Origin of the sequence: Nitrosospira briensis (assembly GCF_900115125.1) — a bacterium.
Taxonomy (GTDB): Bacteria; Pseudomonadota; Gammaproteobacteria; order Burkholderiales; family Nitrosomonadaceae; genus Nitrosospira; species Nitrosospira briensis_A.
Map to the genome: position 1 here is coordinate 132,051 of NZ_FOVJ01000006.1, position 18,289 is coordinate 150,339.

Annotated in this window: 15 protein-coding genes, 1 tRNA gene and 2 pseudogenes; 10 read left to right on the forward strand and 8 right to left on the reverse strand. The window is 51.3% G+C overall.

What is annotated here, in order from left to right:
• Positions 1 to 293: 293 nt before the first annotated feature.
• Entirely contained in the window at positions 294 to 1,496 is a 1,203-nt protein-coding gene (locus BMZ14_RS11905) for a nidogen-like domain-containing protein (RefSeq protein WP_074797837.1), read from the forward strand.
• Positions 1,497 to 1,514: 18 nt separating this feature from the next.
• Here BMZ14_RS11905 and BMZ14_RS15650 read toward each other — a convergent pair.
• From BMZ14_RS15650 to BMZ14_RS11915, 3 genes and pseudogenes are all read right to left on the reverse strand, one after another.
• Positions 1,515 to 1,673: pseudogene (locus tag BMZ14_RS15650) on the reverse strand (ethanolamine ammonia-lyase light chain EutC); the annotation flags it as partial.
• 81 nt (positions 1,674 to 1,754) lie between these two features.
• Positions 1,755 to 1,946 carry an ethanolamine ammonia-lyase subunit EutB gene (gene eutB, locus BMZ14_RS11910; RefSeq protein ID WP_218145031.1) on the reverse strand — a complete coding sequence of 64 codons (192 nt, stop codon included), beginning with the start codon at positions 1,944 to 1,946 and terminating at the stop codon, positions 1,755 to 1,757.
• A 17-nt stretch (positions 1,947 to 1,963) separates the two neighbouring features.
• Positions 1,964 to 2,281: an encapsulin-associated ferritin-like protein gene (locus BMZ14_RS11915; protein WP_074797841.1), complete on the reverse strand. Its 318-nt coding sequence runs from the start codon at positions 2,279 to 2,281 to the stop codon at positions 1,964 to 1,966.
• Between the two features lie 614 nt (positions 2,282 to 2,895).
• Here BMZ14_RS11915 and BMZ14_RS11920 point away from each other — a divergent pair.
• The 9 genes from BMZ14_RS11920 (at position 2,896) to BMZ14_RS14670 (ending at position 12,204) form a co-directional block, all read left to right on the forward strand.
• Positions 2,896 to 3,747: a CAP domain-containing protein gene (locus BMZ14_RS11920; RefSeq protein WP_074797844.1), complete on the forward strand. Its 852-nt coding sequence runs from the start codon at positions 2,896 to 2,898 to the stop codon at positions 3,745 to 3,747.
• A gap of 688 nt (positions 3,748 to 4,435) precedes the next feature.
• Entirely contained in the window at positions 4,436 to 4,990 is a 555-nt protein-coding gene (locus BMZ14_RS11925; RefSeq protein WP_074797846.1) for a hypothetical protein, read from the forward strand.
• Positions 4,991 to 5,319: 329 nt separating this feature from the next.
• A tRNA-Ser gene (locus tag BMZ14_RS11930) sits at positions 5,320 to 5,409 on the forward strand.
• Between the two features lie 163 nt (positions 5,410 to 5,572).
• On the forward strand, positions 5,573 to 6,799 hold the full coding sequence (locus tag BMZ14_RS11935) for a tyrosine-type recombinase/integrase (RefSeq protein ID WP_074797848.1): 1,227 nt from the start codon (positions 5,573 to 5,575) through the stop codon (positions 6,797 to 6,799).
• A gap of 918 nt (positions 6,800 to 7,717) precedes the next feature.
• On the forward strand, positions 7,718 to 8,902 hold the full coding sequence (locus BMZ14_RS11940) for a hypothetical protein (protein WP_143071982.1): 1,185 nt from the start codon (positions 7,718 to 7,720) through the stop codon (positions 8,900 to 8,902).
• 218 nt (positions 8,903 to 9,120) lie between these two features.
• Positions 9,121 to 9,339, forward strand: coding sequence for a helix-turn-helix transcriptional regulator (locus BMZ14_RS11945; protein ID WP_074797853.1), 219 nt, complete (start codon positions 9,121 to 9,123; stop codon positions 9,337 to 9,339).
• Positions 9,258 to 9,767 carry a DNA primase gene (locus BMZ14_RS11950; protein ID WP_256208604.1) on the forward strand — a complete coding sequence of 170 codons (510 nt, stop codon included), beginning with the start codon at positions 9,258 to 9,260 and terminating at the stop codon, positions 9,765 to 9,767. The genes BMZ14_RS11945 and BMZ14_RS11950 overlap by 82 nt, the downstream gene beginning before the upstream one ends.
• The gene (locus BMZ14_RS11955; RefSeq protein WP_074797857.1) at positions 9,757 to 11,523 is read left to right on the forward strand and encodes a hypothetical protein; all 1,767 of its coding nucleotides are present in this window, start codon (positions 9,757 to 9,759) and stop codon (positions 11,521 to 11,523) included. The genes BMZ14_RS11950 and BMZ14_RS11955 overlap by 11 nt, the downstream gene beginning before the upstream one ends.
• 18 nt (positions 11,524 to 11,541) lie before the next feature.
• The gene (locus BMZ14_RS14670; protein ID WP_083396775.1) at positions 11,542 to 12,204 is read left to right on the forward strand and encodes a hypothetical protein; all 663 of its coding nucleotides are present in this window, start codon (positions 11,542 to 11,544) and stop codon (positions 12,202 to 12,204) included.
• A 316-nt stretch (positions 12,205 to 12,520) separates the two neighbouring features.
• Here the strand turns inward: BMZ14_RS14670 and BMZ14_RS11965 are convergent, their stop codons facing one another.
• From BMZ14_RS11965 to BMZ14_RS11980, 5 genes and pseudogenes are all read right to left on the reverse strand, one after another.
• On the reverse strand, positions 12,521 to 13,090 hold the full coding sequence (locus BMZ14_RS11965) for a hypothetical protein (RefSeq protein WP_074797861.1): 570 nt from the start codon (positions 13,088 to 13,090) through the stop codon (positions 12,521 to 12,523).
• A 69-nt stretch (positions 13,091 to 13,159) separates the two neighbouring features.
• Positions 13,160 to 13,798, reverse strand: coding sequence for a DinB/UmuC family translesion DNA polymerase (locus BMZ14_RS11970; RefSeq protein WP_074797863.1), 639 nt, complete (start codon positions 13,796 to 13,798; stop codon positions 13,160 to 13,162).
• Entirely contained in the window at positions 13,767 to 14,075 is a 309-nt protein-coding gene (locus tag BMZ14_RS11975; protein WP_177186977.1) for a hypothetical protein, read from the reverse strand. Before BMZ14_RS11975 ends, BMZ14_RS11970 begins: the two co-directional genes overlap by 32 nt.
• Before the next feature lie 191 nt (positions 14,076 to 14,266).
• Positions 14,267 to 14,386 (reverse strand): annotated as a pseudogene (locus tag BMZ14_RS15305) (IS3-like element ISBcen22 family transposase); the annotation flags it as partial.
• Between the two features lie 215 nt (positions 14,387 to 14,601).
• Entirely contained in the window at positions 14,602 to 17,493 is a 2,892-nt protein-coding gene (locus BMZ14_RS11980; RefSeq protein WP_074797868.1) for an ATP-binding protein, read from the reverse strand.
• Between the last annotated feature and the right edge of the window lie 796 nt (positions 17,494 to 18,289).

Sequence of the window (18,289 nt, forward strand, 5' to 3'; positions counted from 1 at the left end):
ATATAAAACTCTTCCTGTAGAACTAGTACTTTTGTCAGCGTTTTATTTCCCTATTACCGCAGCGCGCATAAGTTCTGCGCCTCCTCGTACCAAGCCCTTACTAAATCCGCAGCAATGTCGAAATACCTGACACTTCGACTAACAGGCGTATTCATGGAACAATAAATAAATTTTGTAATCAGTAGGTTAGGTTTTTATAAAACACGTTGCATAATTCTTGCTCTATTTTTATCCGTTTCTGTCATCACCCCAAGTAAAGCAAAATAACTTCAATACTGTCAAGGAGTAAGGTAATGAAAACTTCATGGTTATTAAGCTCGATGCTTTTAGCGGGAACGGTTACGCTCAATGCGGCACATGCTATAGATTTGCGAACTGGCTTTGGTGGCCCGGCAGATTACGGAGAGCTTTCACAGTTGCCCAATGATGATGGCTCATCAAGTCAACTCAACTTACCATTTTCTTTAAACTTTTTTGGAAGCAATTACAGCACATTCTGGGCAAATAATAACGGCAATATTACTTTTGGAGGTCCTCTTGACGTTTTTACGCCGGAGCCATTTCCGATTTCCGGTCAGCCGATGATTGCACCGTTTTGGGCAGACGTGGATACGCGGACAGGCGGGGCAGTGTATACGGCGTCCCCAGACGCGAATACTTTGATTGCGACCTGGAATAACGTTGGTTATTACAATCTGCATAACGATAAAGTCAACGACTTTCAGATGACGTTGCTCAATCGTCCGGACACCGGTGCAGGCAATTTCGACATCGAGTTCCGTTACCGGCAATTGCAATGGACGACTGGCGATGAAAGCGGCGGCTCGGGCGGCATGGGAGGTATGCCGGCACAAGCGGGATATGACGCAGGCAATAACACCGATTTCTTTACGCTGCCGGGCTCTTTAAGTTCCTCTATCCTCCAACTTGCCAACACTAGTAACGTTAGTGAAGCTACTCCGGGCCTTTGGACCATGGCAATTCGGAATGGGAAGACATCTGATGGATCATCGCCAGATGCCCCGCTATTACCTGATGTCGTCCAGGCGGACGGCTGGCATTTTAATTTCAACATCCAGCTTAACCAAACGATCTTTATTGATCCAGCCATCGTAACTGGCTACGACTTTATCGTGAATTCTGGGCCGAATATTCAGAGTGCCCTATTTCCAATCTTGGCTGGCGACGCAGATGGGTATGATATCTTCGCCTTCAACGATGCTACCGCTGCGTATGACGTCGATCTTGGGCATGCCGATGGCGGACACGTATTCGATTTCGGCACGGGTGGTATCAGCCAGTTTGGCGTCCGCGGTATTGACGTCGAGGCCGGATTGGATCCGGATAATACGCAGGCCTTTGTAACTGGCTTGACATTCGTGTCTGACGGGGCTGTGAACATGACGATGACGCCCGTACCCGAGCCAGAAGCTTATGCTTTGCTACTTGCTGGTCTGGGTCTTATAAGTGCTGTCGCACGTCGCCGGCGCAGCTGAGAGTCATCGCATTTTGAATTAACAGAAATTTTTTCGGCTGTGTACCCGTAGCGTGGGCCAGTTCATCGATTGGAGGCTTTCCTCCAGCACGGACACATCCAGCGGCAGATGTACCGCGTCCCGCGCCTGGGCAGGGGCCAGGCGCGGGCGTAACAACTCATCCGTGAGCAGGCTATTGCCCGCGCAGCCGCGGCAATGCGCGCCGGGGCAATCGCCGCAACTCCTGCCAGGGGTTGATTCTGACTATTTCGTTCATGATCATACGTTCCCGGTCAAATCGTCAATTGCCCTGAGAACGCCATGTCCGGATGTTATCTCGCGCAATTGCCCTTGCGGGTTGGTGATCTGCATTCTCTCCAGCCATGCTTCAAATTCCGGCGCCCGCTTCAAGCCCAGCAGAGCACGAAGATAAAGCGCATCGTGAAACGACGTGCTCTGGTAATTCAGCATAAAGGCAGAAATATTACTTATACGTCCTGCTTGGTCGGCCTGTCAGCGGTATCGTGCGTGAGGGGTTTGTCAGTAAACAAATAATCCTTCATTTCAGCAGAAAACACGGGGTCCCTGCGCCGGATCCATTCCATTACCATGGCCGCATGCTCTTTCTCCTCATCTCGATTGTGCGCGAGGATTGCCTTGAGTTCCTCGTCTTTGCACGCATCCACACGCTGGTTGTACCAGTCAATCGCCTCCAGCTCTTCCATTAGAGAAACGATTGCTTTGTGCATATCCCGCGTTTGGTCCGACAATTCTTCGATAGGTTCATGGTAACCAACATTTGCCATGGCTTTCTCCTTATTCTCTTTTCGCGTAACGGGTAGCTATGATCATCTTTTTTTCTTGTTAGTACAATGGGAGCGTCAATTGGGGGGCTGAACTTAAGCCTGATTTGACTGAAGGACGGGAATAGCCGAGTGCCAGGGGCAGCAGAATCTAAAGTCATGGCTGTTCTCTACCATGCATTTTCATTGCTCATCGAACTATTGATAAGTCCAAAGCGCACGAATATGAGAGCCAGATGATTAAGTGGGGAACAACAAAGACCCCATTGCATTCTTATGCGGTATTTCGCACAGAATAAACAAAAAGAAAGGATGAGAATAATGCCGTAACCTGCAAGGAGGTGCGCCATGAACGACTTTTTAGTGTTTTGGAGTACATATATTCTTGTGCTTGTCGCTGGCTTGGGGGCCTTGGTGATGAGTTGAGGCTGAACAGCGACTGATGGCCCGGCAGCGTATTGCTACCGGGCCATTTTATTTCCAGGCCAATCAAGCAACTGCTCTTGATGATTCAACAGCATAGAAGCACGTACCATCCGCATCAGAGTTTCCATTGAAGCTGTGAAACACTTGTAGCCGACCTCGTGAGGAGAACACTAAAGGTGGAGTTCCCTCGTATGAAGGCAAATTATGTTCTTTCTATCATCGTATTTGCTTGCGCGTTGCTGCCCCTCACTGTACAGGCTGAGTCGAGCCGAGAACTGCTCAACCTGATAAATGCGTACCGGGCTGATCCTCCACGTTGCGAAGGTGCCCAGGAAGAACCTCTGCCACCGCTGGCTCCCAGCATGAGCCTTGCCCGGTTGCAGGTGGGATCCGCTCGGCAATTGAAGGAGGCAATGCGTGCAGTAGGCTTTCTGGCAGCGGGTGCCGAAGCAATAACGTTGTCCGGTCCGTCGGACGCGGCCGAGGCAATGCGCTTCGCTGCCCAACTCAACTGTCGCGTGTTGCTGAGTCGACGTTACTCGGTAGGCGGTGTGTCGCAGCAGGACCGGGAATGGCAAATTGTTTTTGCGCAGCCGCTAATAAGCCCCGATCTCGGGGATTGGCAGCAAGCGGGACGGCAGGTATTGAACTTGGTGAATACCGCACGTGCCAAGGCGCGGGCTTGCGGCAATACGTACTATAAAGCGGCTTCGCCCCTGCATTGGAGCGCAAAACTGGGAGCCGCCGCTCTGGCACACAGCCGTGACATGGCTGAACACGACCGTTTCGGACATACGGGCAGCGATGGCAGCACGGTGGCAACGCGCGCGAGCGATGAAGGCTATGTGTGGCGAAGCATTGGGGAGAACGTGGCTGCGGGCAAGGCCGAGCCCGAGCAGGTGGTCAACGGCTGGTTATCAAGCAGCGGCCATTGCGCTAACATCATGAACGGGAGTTTTACTGAAATGGGCGCTGCTTACGCAGCTAACCCGAAAAGCGACACCATTATCTTCTGGACACAGGTTTTTGGCAGGCCGCGTTAGCGACTCGGTAACCGCGACTGCTGCGCTGCTTGCTAAAATCAACCCGCTTAATTAATCCGGCAAGAACTGCGGGGCTGGAAGATAGAGGAAAGAACAAGCGTCATCGGAACTACATATTTGGATATTAGTTGGCGGAGGCAGTATCCACCATCGAATTACGCAGAACCGTATTAGCAGCACTAACCTTGGCAGGAGGTGAGAAATGACTGACGACGAGAAAAAGCAACCCGGGGGCGGCTTCAGGCCCGGGCTGGTTATACTGAGAGTAATACTTTGGACTCTCATTTTCAGCTTTCTGGTAGTTTTCCTGATGGGAAACTGAAAATCTGCCAAAGGCAGGGCCGATGTCAGTCATCCGAAGACCGGAGAGCCTTTAAGCTCCCCGAGTTTCACTAGATTCAGACTCGATTGGCAAACTTGTCGATCGTGTGCGGAAGAATCAATCGAGTCTGACCTAACGATTACACGACAATTCTTCGATCGGCTCATGGTAACCAACATTTGAGTAAGAACCCGTACAACATATTGCCGGGTGAGCGAATAATTGCTTACATTCGCATGACTCCCTCTAACCTGAATTCGACTAAGTTTTGTCAAAAGTAGGTTGTTTGGGTGCCAAAGCTTGACTACATACACTCCACTTTAGCAAAATGGCATTTGTTTGTCCTATCCACCAGGATCGTTCACCATGCCGACTCCCACCACAACAATTTTCGGGACCTTTGCGACCACGCAAACGGCCGGAACGAAAGTAACAGTTCAAGTCAAGCTGCTCGAAGACGCGGCGAGTGGCGCGCTTGGAGTGCGAAACACCTATGGAGGGACAATGCGCGTCTTCAACCTGGCGCAGACATACGGTTTCAAGTACGATTTCCATCTCAGCTTCAAGCTCGATAATACCAGCCAATGGGCTGAGGCCACTACCCATCTTTGCGCCCGAGACGAAGCAACGGGACATAACGCGTGCGCATACTGGTTCTACGATCTGGTGCAGATGGGCGGCACTGGAAAGCTGGCGTGGTCGTTTCAAGGAAGCGCGCCCGACAATTTACTTTACCGAAGCTTTATGGAGTCTATTGCCATCAGCGCTTCGGCAACTTCGCTTACAGCCCAGCGAATGAGGAGCCGGCGTGCCACGGCGCCACTGGAGAAGCTGCTCGCCAAGTTCGACAGTCTAATCACACAGGGTCGTGCAGCAATCGTGACGGATCGCCACGGCAGGAAGCTGCAATATACGAAGTAAGCAAGAACCGTCATCTCGCCCTCTTGCCACAAGTTTAAGCATCCAAGCTGGCTGTTAAAGTAGCGGCATGAGGGTCTTGACCTCAATTCTTGCAATAAAACAGCCTCATGGTCTCTTGTTCTTGCTTAATTATGGCTGCATCCAAAGCGGCCTGACTCGTCGCTTCTACCACACAATCGCTCCCTGGCCCAGTTTTAAATATTGCAGCATCACAAATAAGTTCTTATAAACTCAATCTATTCCCCAGCGATAACTGGCTTGTAACTTATTCGCAACCGCTCGTCTCGGCAGCGAATAAAATTGGGGTTATGCTAAAATCCGACTGATACGGAAGCGTGGCCGAGCGGTTTAAGGCACTAGTCTTGAAAACTAGCGAAGGGGTAACCCTTCCGTGAGTTCGAATCTCACCGCTTCCGCCAATTCAACTTCCTGCTCCGTCCGGTGACATCCAGTAAATCTAGCAAAAACAAATAGAATTCCTTGTTTATCATCCTGAGTAGTATCGTAACGTCCTGTTGAGTCCAGCCTTAAACCGTGGTAATTTACGTGGTAGCAAATTTACCACGGTGAAAAGTTACCACGATGCCTACGAATCTACTATCCGCTGCGGAATGCAAGAACGCCAATAGCAATGGAGCGAGCGTCCGCAAGCTCTCAGATGGTGATGGTCTTTATTTGTGGGTTTACTTGGATGGCCGCAAGTATTGGCGGATGCGCTACTGGCAGGCCGGCAAGGAAAAGTCCCTTTCCCTTGGAGTTTATCCAAGAGCTAGCCTGAGCGATGCGCGGAAAAAGCGCGACGAAGTACGCAAGCAACTGCAAGATGACCTTGATCCCTCCGCCGAGCGTAAAGCCGCGAATCTCCGGAAAAAGCTTGCCGCTGAAAACTCATTTGAAGCTGTTGCCCGAGAGTGGTACGGCAAGCAACTGCACACATGGGTGCCCCACCACGCCAGCGATGTAAAACGTCGCCTGGAAAACAATATCTTCCCAATCCTCGGTAAGCGTCCCATTGACCAGATTGAAGCGCCCGAACTGCTCCAAGCCCTCCAAAAGATAGAAGAGCGTGGCGCATACGACCTTGCTCACCGTGTGTTACAGGTTTGTGGGCAGGTATTCCGCTATGGCATTGCGACTGGCCGCTGTAGGCGCGATTTATCCACCGACCTCCGAGGTGCACTAACACCGCACAAGAAAAAACACCAAGCGGCCGTTCGGCAAGAGGAACTGCCGGAACTGTTACGCGCGATAGCGAAGTATGACGAAACCGGCGATAAACAAACACGCCTTGCCCTGCAACTGCTGGCACAAACTTTTGTTCGTACCAACGAACTGATAGGTGCGGATTGGGCAGAGTTTGATCTAAACAACGCCTTGTGGATTATCCCCGCCGGGCGCATGAAGATGAAAGCGGAGCATGTTGTGCCATTATCAAAGCAGGCGGTTTTCATTCTCACCGAACTAAAGAACATATCTGGTAGCAGCCGCTTGGTGTTTCCTGGTCGTAACCGAGACAAGCCCATCAGTAATAATACGATGCTGTTCGCCCTTTACCGTCTGGGATACAAAGGCAAGATGACCGGACACGGTTTCCGCGCAGTGGCCTCTACCATTCTCAATGAAGCCGGCTTCAACCGAGATGTCATCGAGCGACAGCTTGCGCACTGCGAACGAAATGAGATTAGAGGTGCTTATAACAGGGCGGAATACTTGCCCGAGCGCAAGCGCATGATGCAGTACTGGGCGGAGTATTTGGAGTCAGTGGAAGCGGGGGGCAACGTAATTCCGCTGCACCGCCATCTTGCATAATTGGCACATTTCGTTTCTATTGAGAGTGAGTCGTGAGATCGGCTCTCAGGAGCAAAGGACACGTCATAGTACGGGAACCCTCCTGTCGTAAGGCTCCAGAGCTTTCCAGCTCCCCGCCATTGTCGCCTCTGCGCATTGCAATTTGATATCGTCGGCGTAGCGATCCAATTTCGGTTAGATTAGCAAACCCACTGAAAACCAGTTCTTTCCTATTCTTTGCCATTTCGGGCATGTGCTCATCTCCGTTGAATCCCTCGGATGCGATGCCCGATGGTGAGAACGTATCCATCGTGACTTCTTTCAACCTCGTACCGGCGAGACACTCCAGCTAGCTTTCGTACCGGCGTCCGTCCGAATGCTTTCGATTGCCGAATGCTGGTACGGCTGAAATACAGAAGCACGCAATCATAGCTGTCATGCTTCTTCTCGCCGAACCGATTCAGTCGCTGATCAACAAGCAGCGGGATATAGCGCCGCGCGTACCGCACCTGAGGGCGCAAGTTTATTGCTGTGGCCGCTCGGTTGGCGACTTTCCAAACTCGTCGTCCAGTTCGTGAAAAAGCTTCTGTTGCCGCCCCCTCCTCGGCTTCCCGGCATTCATCCGCAAGCTTCCACTCTTTATCTTGGGGACGCTTTATTCAGAGATCGCGCCGGGCATTACGGCTAGTGTCAACGATAGTATTAGCCCAGCTTCTTGGCGAAATCGGCTTTCCGCGATCCTACCCCTGGCTCTACCTTTCTATATAAACAACATCCTTCTGCTAGTCTGGACTGGATTTAAATGCATTATACGAAAACGTATTAAAAAACGTAATACGTTTTCGTATACAAGCACTTACTTTATGAAAATATGGTGACATCCTATTTTTACCAGTCTAAAATCCTATCTGAAGTTGCCACGTTATTATGATGGGGGACATGGAAGATATGAAACCTTCGCCAATTTTTTCATTGAATGAATGGCTGCCGCTTGAGCAGGCAGCGAACCATCTTTCCTCTGTTATAGGTGCCACTGTGAGAACGGCGGATATACTGAGATTTGCCCTCGACGGCCATTTAAAGTTATCGGTTCGGTTTCCAAATTTCGCGACAGTAAAACGCGGTGAAATTATTCAATTCCCTCATTCCCAAATTGAAGCGTCTATAACAGCCGGGGTGTTACCGAGTGAGTTGAAATGGCAGATGCTACCCCCTACAGCCGCCAGATTCCTTGCCGATGTGCCTGAAGAAGCGGAGGGGCAACCGTTCTTCAAGATTAGAAATCTGAAGCTGGATGATGAGCGTTATGTCAAATTTGTTGGAAAGGTTAAAACTATTATCGGACTGTGGGATTTGCCGATGATTGGTGGTGAAATGATTGATGTCGAGGAGCGATATCAACAGCTGACCGGCGGCCCCAATCTCAATTTAGCGGCGATCGAAGGCGCGGTGGTTGAAGGACCTGACGGCGGGCTATGTCAACTACAGGAACAATTCAGTGTCAAAGAATATTCGTCCGTTTGGGATCAAGAACACAGGGAATTGAAGCAACAAATAGCTGCTGCTGATATTCCCGAGGAAGAGGCCGAGAAATTACTGGATTCGCACAAAAAAGAGAGAAAGCAGATTCTTCAAACGATGAAAGCGCTGTCTGAGGAAGATAGCTTTTATCCGGCAAGACGATTGCCAAAGGACAGCACCTTGGTTGTTCGTAGGGAAGTACTTATAGAATTTGAAAAATTTGTAAAACAACGCCAGTTAAACCCTTGTAACCCTGTGGACAATAACGCGCAACATCGCGTTCCGACCAATTCCTGCCAACCTGCCATTGCTCGCAAGATAATCCAGTACTTCAAAGTCAAATGTGATCCAGACGAAAACACCGAATGGTGGAAGGATAAGATGCGCGAAGCAAACCGCAACGGTTTGGCAGGATGCCGCGTCGGTGAAGGTAGGAAGGGGCCTGGAGGGTCGTCGTGGCGGCCTGATCAAATTGCTGCATGGCTGTTGGATCGGCATGAAAAGGGTCACGAGGGGCTAAGCTCGGACGCCGCTGCAGCCGCCCTAAGGAGATTCCCCGGCTGTGACGAGGCAGCCACCGCTTTTTTTCAGTCTGACGAATAATCCCTCATTCAGTTGCCGTAAATTGCCGTAGCTAATTGCCGTAGCTGCAACACGGCAATTCAGCCCGACCCGCACCTATCCTTGATCTCTTGCCGTTACTAACCATACGGCAACTTCACGGCATGTAAAAAGTTGCGGGAATGCTCCGCTGCATTCCTCAACTGTACGGACAAGGCCAGTAACATGCGGAGCACCGGGCTTGTTCGTTAGGACAAATCATGGCTGAACAACTGCGTTACTTTCTTCGACTTCCCAAGGTAATAGCCCTTTCAGGTCGCTCTCGCAGCTGGATATACGAAGCGATTCGTCGTGGAGAATTTCCCGCCCCCATTTCCATCGGTGCTCGATCTGTAGCATGGACAGAACAATCAATAGCGGAATGGCAGGCACGTTGTATCGAGCAAAGCCGCAAAATGGCAGGTGGGGCGCAATCGTGAGTATTCATCATTTGCTGTCATTGCTCAATAAAGTCAAACGTACCGGGTCGGGCCGCTGGCTGGCCGCATGCCCGGCACACGATGATCGCAACCCTTCACTGGCTCTGCGTGAACTTGATGATGGACGCGTTTTGCTGCATTGCTTTGCCGGTTGTGCTGCTCACGAGATCGTCAGTTCTGTTGGATTGCAGCTAACTGATCTTTTTCCAGCAGGTGAGATCCAGGGTGGCAAGGGAAGACCGGAACGACGACCCTTTGCTGCTGCTGACATACTACGCTGCATTGCATTCGAGGCGCTTGTAGTCGCAGTGGCAGCCACGACGCGGCTAGCAGGCCCCCTCTCCGATACCGATCACAATCGTCTGATGCTGGCCGTCACCCGCATACACGAGGCATTGGCTGCTGGAGGGATTAGCGATGCTAAATGACACCTTGAAGTGGCAGAACAATCAGGTTGCCACACTGATTCCGCGTTATGAGCACGGCGCGAGTGGTAAGAACAATGCAGACAGCCAAACTAAAAAAGATGGCAAGGAGGATAAATCAACTGCAAATGCGCTGATTGAGCTCGCGGTGAGGCACTGCGAGTTTTTCCATGACGAACGCGGTGACGGGTATGCGGTTGTGACCGACAACCAGGTGAGGCTTACCTTGGGGCTTCGCCGGAAGGAGTTCCGCCGCTGGCTTGCGGGCACTTTCTACAAAACAACGAAGCGAGCGGCAAACAATGAAGCCTTATCAACGGCACTGTCCGTTCTTGAGGCAATGGCGGCATATGACAACCCTCAGCTGGAATTATCCAACCGCTTCGCCATGCGTGATGGCGAGATATACATCGACCTCGCGGACAAACGCTGGCGGGCGATAAAGGTAAGTGCTGCCGGATGGGAAATAGTGGATAAGCCGGCTATCATGTTTCGTCGATACCCACATCAACACGCGCTGCCTGATCCCGTTGGCGGAAGGAAGCTATCGGACATACACCAGCACCTCAGAATCAGGTCAAAAGACGATCAGTACATGATGGAGGCATGGTTGGTCGCCTGTGCATTCCCAAACGTGCCCCGGCCTGCCATCACCTTCCACGGTCCGCAGGGCGCGAGCAAAACGACAACGGCGCGATGCATCAAAGCCCTTGTTGATCCAAGCCTGACAGGGTCGGTTGATCTGGGGAAATCGCCCGCAGACCTCGCACAAATTCTCGATCATCACGGCGTGCCGTGCTTTGATAACCTGACCAGCATTCAGACATGGGCAGCAGATATGCTCTGTCGTGGGGTTACAGGTGGAGCGTTTACCAAGCGCGAATTGTATTCCGACAATTCGGACGTGATCCTGTCCTTCAAACGGCCCATCATTATCACAGGCATCAACATCCCAACTCATGCTCCCGATCTGCTCGATCGATTGCTCCTGATTGAGCTGGAGCGTATTCCAGCCAACAAGCGCATGGACGAAACCACGTTCTGGACCAGGTTCAATGCGGATTTGCCACTGCTGTTTGGAGCGCTGCTGGACGCGATCGCAGGGACGTTACGGCATCTCCCCACCATCAAACTTAGCAGGATGGCGCGGATGGCCGATTTTACGCGTATTGCTTGTGCGTATGCCGAATATGCGGGGATCGGTTCCAAGAAAATGCTCAGCATCATTATGAAACACGCTTCGCGCCAGACCGAAGAGGTACTGCAAGCTGATCCGGTCGCAACCGCCATTCTCAATTTCGTTAAAAAACAGGTTCGCTGGACAGGTACCGCGAGCGAATTGCTTAACTTGCTCAATGGGGCTACCCCCGGGCCCCGGCCTGAGAAGTGGCCTCGCCAAGCAAATAACCTTACGCGTCAAATGAATGTGCTTCAGGCAACGCTGGAGGAGGCGGGTATCAGCGTCACCAGGCACAAGAAGGGCCGAAAGGGTGACAAACAAGTGACGCTGGAATATAAGGCGAAATCATCGTCTGCATCGTCCGCTCCGTCCAACCCACCTATCGGTGGGAATTTGCCCGCTGATGGTAATTCAAATGTATCGTCCGTGAAGGACGATAAATGCGAGGATAAACACCTATCGACTGCAATATCGTCCGCGATCAAACCTAGCACTGGTACCGCTTCCGGCGATGCGGTCGGTAAGGACGATAAACCCGGGGTGATTTCTAGAACATTGGCTGGATATGGTGCAGATTAACCTAGGAGAGGCTAAGTAATGGCAAGCAGACGGAAAAAATCAGCCGCACCTCCCAATTATGAGGGATATCCCCGAAAGGCAGTGGAGTGCGAAGATGGAAAAACCGGGGAGGAAAGGGGGCGCAAGTACGCAAGGTTCACAACCTCTCCAGAGCTTGCTGCGTACCGGGTAATTAACGGTGTCGAGCAAAACTCAGGCGTAGATAAAGGCATTGATGTTCCCACCTTGATGGAAACGTTGCGCCACCAGGCAAAGGCGGTGAATCGGGGGGACCTGGCGCAAGCAGAGGCGATGCTGATGAATCAGGCTACGGCGCTGCAAAGTCTGTTTGCGCGGCTGACAGAAAAAGCTTTTTTAGCCGCACAGCTTCCGCAATTTGAAGGTTTCATGCGAATGGCGCTCCGAGCACAGAATCAGTGCAGGGCAACACTAGAAACGTTGTCAACGATAAAGAATCCTCCGATCGTTTATGCCAAGCAAGCGAACGTAACAACTGGACCACAACAGATCAATAATGGGGTTGGTTCACCTTCGCACACGCGAGAAATCGAAAACGGGCAAATCCAACTATCAGTGGAAGACAATGAGCTACGAACGGACACCGGAACACCGGCGCTTACGGGCCGAGTTAATCAGGAAGTGGAAACCATGGGAAAAATCCACCGGACCGAAAACTCCTGAAGGTAAGGCCGAGTCTGCCAAGCGTGGATATAAAGGTGGATGGCGGAAGCAAATGCGGGAAATACGGAGTGTTTTGCGAGGTCAGGAACGGGCGCGGCAGCACATGATGGAGTAGAACGAGAGGGACGAGAAGCCCCAACAGGTGACATTAAAAAGAAACAGGACCCAAATCGGTTTAATTTAATTGATCTCTGTCGCCCGCCCTTATTGGAGCAGGTGGGCTGCTTTCCATTTTCCGCTGAGGGAGTAGGCCAGGTTGTTCCAGAAGGATCAAACCATCGGTGTCTCCTATCTGTAGCGGCCGGGTAGTAAATGGCTATTGACGGATAAGAAGCCAACCTAAAATGAAGCTTCCTGCAATAGTGCCGAATGCACCGAGGATAAAAATTAGCCAGCGATAAAAATACCAGCTATTGCGGCCTCCATTTGTAATTTCATTCTCCATAAACTGTGACACTGCTTCTTTATTAAAAAGATTTTTCTGCTGATGCTCAGGGCCGCCAAGCTTATCCTGTATGTCGGCAAACCAGGGGTGCTCGATGGCAGAAGAGTACGTCTCATGCAATCGCGCGGCATAGACGTAAAAGGAAACATACAGTCGGTAGTAGCGGCCTACAAGTCGATAGGTGATGTATGATACCGGTCCCATGAGTATAAGAAATATTGCTGCCAGGACCAGCGCGAGCCTCGATGCTTCTGGCGCTCCCTGAAGCTTGTCGAACGAGAATGCGGCAATGGCCAGCGAGGCAGCCAGAATTGTAGTTAGCAGGGTGAGCGAGTATTTTGTATGGGAGAAAAATAGTTGAAGTGAATTGAGCATGTTTTGACGGGAGAAATCCAACATCTCCTCGTGCCGAAGATCATGCGGCGGATCATTTTTTTTCATGGTTCCCCTATCACCATTAGGTTCGCTGCCAAAATAAACCCACTTGCTTAGTCGTGACAGGAACAGGCACTAGTGTGCATAAGCTACGGGCACATCGCTCCATCTTGTCGTGTAGCAGGGCGACATGTTTTCCCGCCGCACCCAGGGCTTTGGAGCGGCTGAGGAAAATACCGATACCGTATTGCGGCCATAGCGCAGGTTCAAGGCATCAATCGCTTTCATCAATCCATCGGAGCGATTGCCGGTTCCATATTGGGCAAGCAACGAGCCCTGCATTGTCCGTATCTCACCGATATCGATGAGCATCACCCCAGCCTTATTATAGGCGTAGCCTGCGCGGTAGATTCTCTTGAGTCCAAACAAGGCGGCGCGCACCAGCAGGCGGGTATCCGAACTCTCGTTGGGCAAGGGCACAACGATGCTGTTGCTGTACCGGGGACCCTGCTCCCGGAAGCGGTTGGTCTGAAAGAATACCTGGATGGCGCTGCACACCCCGTTCTGGCGGCGCAGTTTTTCGGCAGCGCTGCTTGCGTGGCCTGCGACGGACTCGCTCAGTTGTGGCAAGGCCCCGACCGGCTGGCCGAATGAGCGGGAAGCAATGATCTGTTTTCGGGGCGGGGCGACTTCTTCCAGCGCAGGCATGACAGCCCGCGCAACTCGTTGCCGGTGCGCTCCATCACCACGCCGAATCTTGAGCGCAGCCAGCATGGTGGCGTATCGCGCAAGGCCTTGACCGTGCTGATCCCGCCCCGTGCAACTGCGACCCTATGCGCCGGCCCACACCCCATACTTCCCCGACCTCTTTGCCAGAGAGCAATGCATCGGTCTCTGCCAGCGGCATGGCCGCCAGGTCGCAGACCCCATTGAACCCGGGTTGTTTCTTGGCAATATGATTGGCAAGCTTCGCCAGCGTCTTGGACGCGCCTATGCCCACGCACCGCTTCATAGTCTGACCACCGCTCATTTCCTTTATCCAACCGGTCATGAATGTTGAAGGCCTACAGCGGTCTGCACTCGTCAGCCCCGGCAGTTCTTCCCAAGCCAGCGGTACCAACACGCCAAGTTCGGGAGGTGCACGAGCCCGCCCAGGCAGTGCTGTGGTGGTTCCCAGCCGTTTCGCAGGTAATCCATAAAGGCTTCATAGTTTTTTTGACAGTACGCGTCCTGCTTCTTTCAGCGGTAGAACGTCTGTTCCGAAATCCCCACCTTCCAGATCAGGTCCGCTACCGGCATCCCCACTCCGCCTGCTTAAATGCCCGCTCCGATCTGTTTTATTGAACATGGCTTATTCTTCATGGCAAACACGGCTTTTCAAGGTCAAGTTTGCCAAAAAACTCACTTTCAGTGTGGTCCTGAATTTCTAGGTCGGATCAGTATTTTCTCTTCTGGATTCCTGTTTCAACCAGGGCACGTCTTGGCTCGGCGCAAAACCCTCGAAGAGGAACAATTGGCTACGCCAGCGTCTTCTTATTGACGTGCAGCAGTGTGTCCCGGAGCAATTGTTGTGCTTTCTAGTCGCTGAGGCTGAGCCTTTGAGCAAATTTATGTTTCAGCAATTTGTTTAAGGAATCCCGATCGTTCAATAGGTCGCGAAGGTTTTCATCGTTCGCATTCTCGGAAAGTAGTTCATCCCATAAATTAATCCACGTCCATTCCAACCATTCCCTTACAGCCGACGGGCCTTCGCCGAGAATGCCTTTAAGCTCGTCATCAGGTTCCGGCCATTCAAGTATTGCTTTTGCTCTGAGTTCCCCTATGGTTGCGTCGGGATTCTCCTGTTTTAAATGTAGGAAATGGAATGGCGTACCCGGTTTTTTTTTCAGTTCCTCTCGTTTTTTTTCAGAATCAGGGATAGTGAACCATCCCGGTTTTCCTAGGGTCGTCATGCCCTTGCCTTCTGTTTTCTTAATGATTTCAATGATGCCAACCCAAGGCAACCTTTTTTGAAAGTCCGGATAGATTTGATCCAAAAACCGCCCCGTTCTGGACAATAAATCTGGCGGGTAGATACCCAGCCGTTCATCAAATCGTCCTTTCCGCACTGCCGCTTCGTCGAGGGTACCGATGAGATTGGTGACTAGCACATACGCGACAGAGCGTTTTTCGGTCCAGTTATGCAAATTCTTCAGCTTGGGGAGCATCCCGGGTGTCAGAAACGAAAACACATCCAGCTGCTTTTCGGGATCCACCTTCCGCCGTTTCAGAACAGGATCGAACTCATCGAACAGAATCACGGTACGGGTCAGCATCGACAACGCTTCGAACACGGCCCGCGCCCTCTGCTCGATATCCTGCTCGCCATACTTCACAAGGTCGCTGGGCGTAACTTCTACGAGCTTCACGTCGCAGCTAACCGCTAGTGCCTCGACTAAGGTCGTCTTGCCAGTACCGGCCGGACCATGCAGGACGAGAGAGCATAGCGGCTCTCGCTTGGGTAAAGACACACCCGACACATGGGCGCACATCCGCTGCAAGGTTATCGCTATGGAATCCAGCCGCTGGATTCCATTTTTCGGCCAATCCTTTTCCTCGATACATGGGGGGCGTTGTGGGATCATGGTTTTCAGAGTATCGGCATCAGGAGCTAGGCGTAGACCATAATCCGGGTAGAACAGCGAGTCCAGCGTCAAGTTTTCACTTAAACCTATGTTTTTTTCCTTGACCGAGAAATGTTTGAGGATGATATGGTTGATGCGTTTGTCGAGCATTTCGTTGATTTTGGCCAATGCCATGATGGCCCGTGCGGTAGCCTTCAGGTTAGCCTGTAACGGAGGCTGGGAGTATTCCCAGTCCCAACCCTTCTTGGCGCTTGTATCCTCAAAAAAGCGCAACATGTTATCGATCAGACTAGTGTCGATTTTGCTGTCGCACGCGTGGTGCAATAGTTGGGCTATGGCATGAAGAGCGGCGGCATTACTCATCATTTGGCGCGGGCCATCGGGCCCTTGGTGAAAATGACGCAGATTGGCAAGTTGTCCACGGTTCGAAATCATTTTTGAGATGTCACTTACCGCCCTGTCAAAACGGGCATCTTTTCCCCACGCCTTGGTCAATTTTCCATAGGAGGCCGCAGCGCAGGCAAGTTCGGAGGGCTGCCAATCCCAGCTCTCGCCCAGGGATGCCAGCGCTAGCTCCCGATCGAGTATGGAAGAGAGGTAAATCCTCGATGGAATTAACAGCTTCTCAACTTGGCGCGCTGATTCGTCGAATCCTTGCTTAATGTCCTTGCATGCGTTCGCGAATGCCTTAACCTCTGGGGCCGTACACTGCTCGACCGAGTGAAATTTCTCCAAGGCCCTCTTTCTTGCATCTTGCACGGCCTGAAATGCAATTAGATGGGCGGAGGCTGAGCGGGTTACGTCCGCCTTTCTCTTGAGTGAGATCGACGAAGGGGAGCTGGATTCCGCAGAGCCATAAAGCCTTTCTTCACATATCGAGAGGGTGTTTTTACATATCTCTAGGGCATCTTTGGATGTTGGACTTATTTCATTTCCATATTCTTTTTTACGGTAGGCAACAATATCGTGGAGCACCTGGGCGAAGTTTTCCGTGGTTTCTTTTAATTGATCGTTCAACTCCTGCTTAAATTGTTGACGATATTCTTCAGTTGACAAGGTTTCTTTGGATCGATCAGGACAAAGCGTAAGTACCAGATAGCGGCATAGCTGTCTGGATTTAATAAAATACGCAAGGCATAACTGTTCTTTCTCCGCTTTCACCCATTCTTTCAATGCCTCTGGGGTATGATCATTGAAATATTTGTTATTAAGCTCATCAAGCTGCGTTGTTCGCTCCATGTAATCGCCTGCCTCTGCTATTAGATTGCCGGTATTACGCAGGGCGTCGGCAAAACTTAAGAGCGCACGTACGCACTCGCCAGTAGTGAACGCGGTCACTAGACTGCCGGGCGCGGCGCGTGCGCCGCCGATGTTCCAATCAGTACGATCTGCGCTATATAGCTCGCGGATGATCCAGTAATAGCATAGCATCGCCGTTTTGGAAAAAGCAACGCCAGGCTGCGCAACCAAGGCCCGTAAAACACTCGCCGCAACCAGTACCGATAACTCGTGTTCCGCAAGTTTTTCTAACGTTAAAGTCCCCTTCTCGTCCTTCTGCAACTGGTCTATCACGCTTTTGATGAGCTTCAGTCGCTTTTCCTCATCCTCCTGTTTGCTGAACGGCTGATCATGACGGGTGAGAAGTGCCCTTACAACAAGAGAATACTCATGCCGCCAGGTCCCAAAAACCGGTGGCTGATCGCTTTCTTCAGCCGGTTGCAGGTGTTCCATTAAGAATTCGATCCCAGTATCCCTCAACTGCGCGCTTCGCTGCCGCGCTACATCCAATTTGCGCAGCATTGGGATATAGTCTTCCAGATCGTCTGGAGTAGTTACGTTTGCCATAATTACCTCCCTTGTTGAATCCGCCACAAATTGGTATTTTTCAGTGTGTATTCGGCTCGGTAATCTGGTTGCGGTGAGCTTCAAACCATCGCGCTAGTTCGGCAAGTGTCTTGTCACCAGTCAGTGCTGCCAGTTCCCCCTTTCGCTTTGAACGCTACCTCTTACCATCATAGCCATGCAAAAAAATAAGCAAAAGATGTACCTTGCGTAAGAAGTTTCTTAAAAATTAGGTACTAACATGACAATGATGAACGCGTCCCTTCTCCTTTTCCCGTCAAGTGTAAGAAAACCCAACAGCTGATCTTATAATTGGCACCAATCATAATTCGGTTGACAGCAGCAGTACCGCGTGATATTGCTTAAGGCCTCCCTTTGCCGCATAGTGAAACGAGCAATGCAAAAATTATTTTTATTCATTTTTAACCTCCGTTCAAGCTCGCCAGAAACGACAGGTTTTCCGCTTACCGAGGTTGATGTAAATTTTCTGCAGCAATTCAATATGATCTCTTGATTCTCGAAATCCTAGAGCGCCCAATTAATTGCTTCATTGGATCCAGCATTAAGTTCCAGCTTCCTGTTCACCAGGATATCCCCCTCGCGCATGTGTTACAGCGCAGCCCTTAGCCCCGGCGTGTCGCGTTGCGGGCATAACACTTTTTCTGGAAAGGTTTTCTCGCACGCCTCTTTCGTCCGGGCGTCGATTTTAAACAGGATTGGGCCAAGCCCATCCGTTTTTATGGCTTTCCGAAAAACAACCGTTTTGTGTAGCAAGCGAAGCCACTCGCGAGGAGGTAAT

Coding starts and splice junctions, on each gene's coding strand:
- BMZ14_RS11905 (WP_074797837.1), top strand. CDS start 294: ATGAAAACTTCATGGTTATTAAGCTCGATGCTTTTAGCGGGAACGGTT.
- eutB (WP_218145031.1), bottom strand. CDS start 1,946: ATGCTGAATTACCAGAGCACGTCGTTTCACGATGCGCTTTATCTTCGT.
- BMZ14_RS11915 (WP_074797841.1), bottom strand. CDS start 2,281: ATGGCAAATGTTGGTTACCATGAACCTATCGAAGAATTGTCGGACCAA.
- BMZ14_RS11920 (WP_074797844.1), top strand. CDS start 2,896: ATGAAGGCAAATTATGTTCTTTCTATCATCGTATTTGCTTGCGCGTTG.
- BMZ14_RS11925 (WP_074797846.1), top strand. CDS start 4,436: ATGCCGACTCCCACCACAACAATTTTCGGGACCTTTGCGACCACGCAA.
- BMZ14_RS11935 (WP_074797848.1), top strand. CDS start 5,573: ATGCCTACGAATCTACTATCCGCTGCGGAATGCAAGAACGCCAATAGC.
- BMZ14_RS11940 (WP_143071982.1), top strand. CDS start 7,718: ATGGAAGATATGAAACCTTCGCCAATTTTTTCATTGAATGAATGGCTG.
- BMZ14_RS11945 (WP_074797853.1), top strand. CDS start 9,121: ATGGCTGAACAACTGCGTTACTTTCTTCGACTTCCCAAGGTAATAGCC.
- BMZ14_RS11950 (WP_256208604.1), top strand. CDS start 9,258: ATGGACAGAACAATCAATAGCGGAATGGCAGGCACGTTGTATCGAGCA.
- BMZ14_RS11955 (WP_074797857.1), top strand. CDS start 9,757: ATGCTAAATGACACCTTGAAGTGGCAGAACAATCAGGTTGCCACACTG.
- BMZ14_RS14670 (WP_083396775.1), top strand. CDS start 11,542: ATGGCAAGCAGACGGAAAAAATCAGCCGCACCTCCCAATTATGAGGGA.
- BMZ14_RS11965 (WP_074797861.1), bottom strand. CDS start 13,090: ATGAAAAAAAATGATCCGCCGCATGATCTTCGGCACGAGGAGATGTTG.
- BMZ14_RS11970 (WP_074797863.1), bottom strand. CDS start 13,798: ATGCTGGCTGCGCTCAAGATTCGGCGTGGTGATGGAGCGCACCGGCAA.
- BMZ14_RS11975 (WP_177186977.1), bottom strand. CDS start 14,075: ATGACCGGTTGGATAAAGGAAATGAGCGGTGGTCAGACTATGAAGCGG.
- BMZ14_RS11980 (WP_074797868.1), bottom strand. CDS start 17,493: ATGGCAAACGTAACTACTCCAGACGATCTGGAAGACTATATCCCAATG.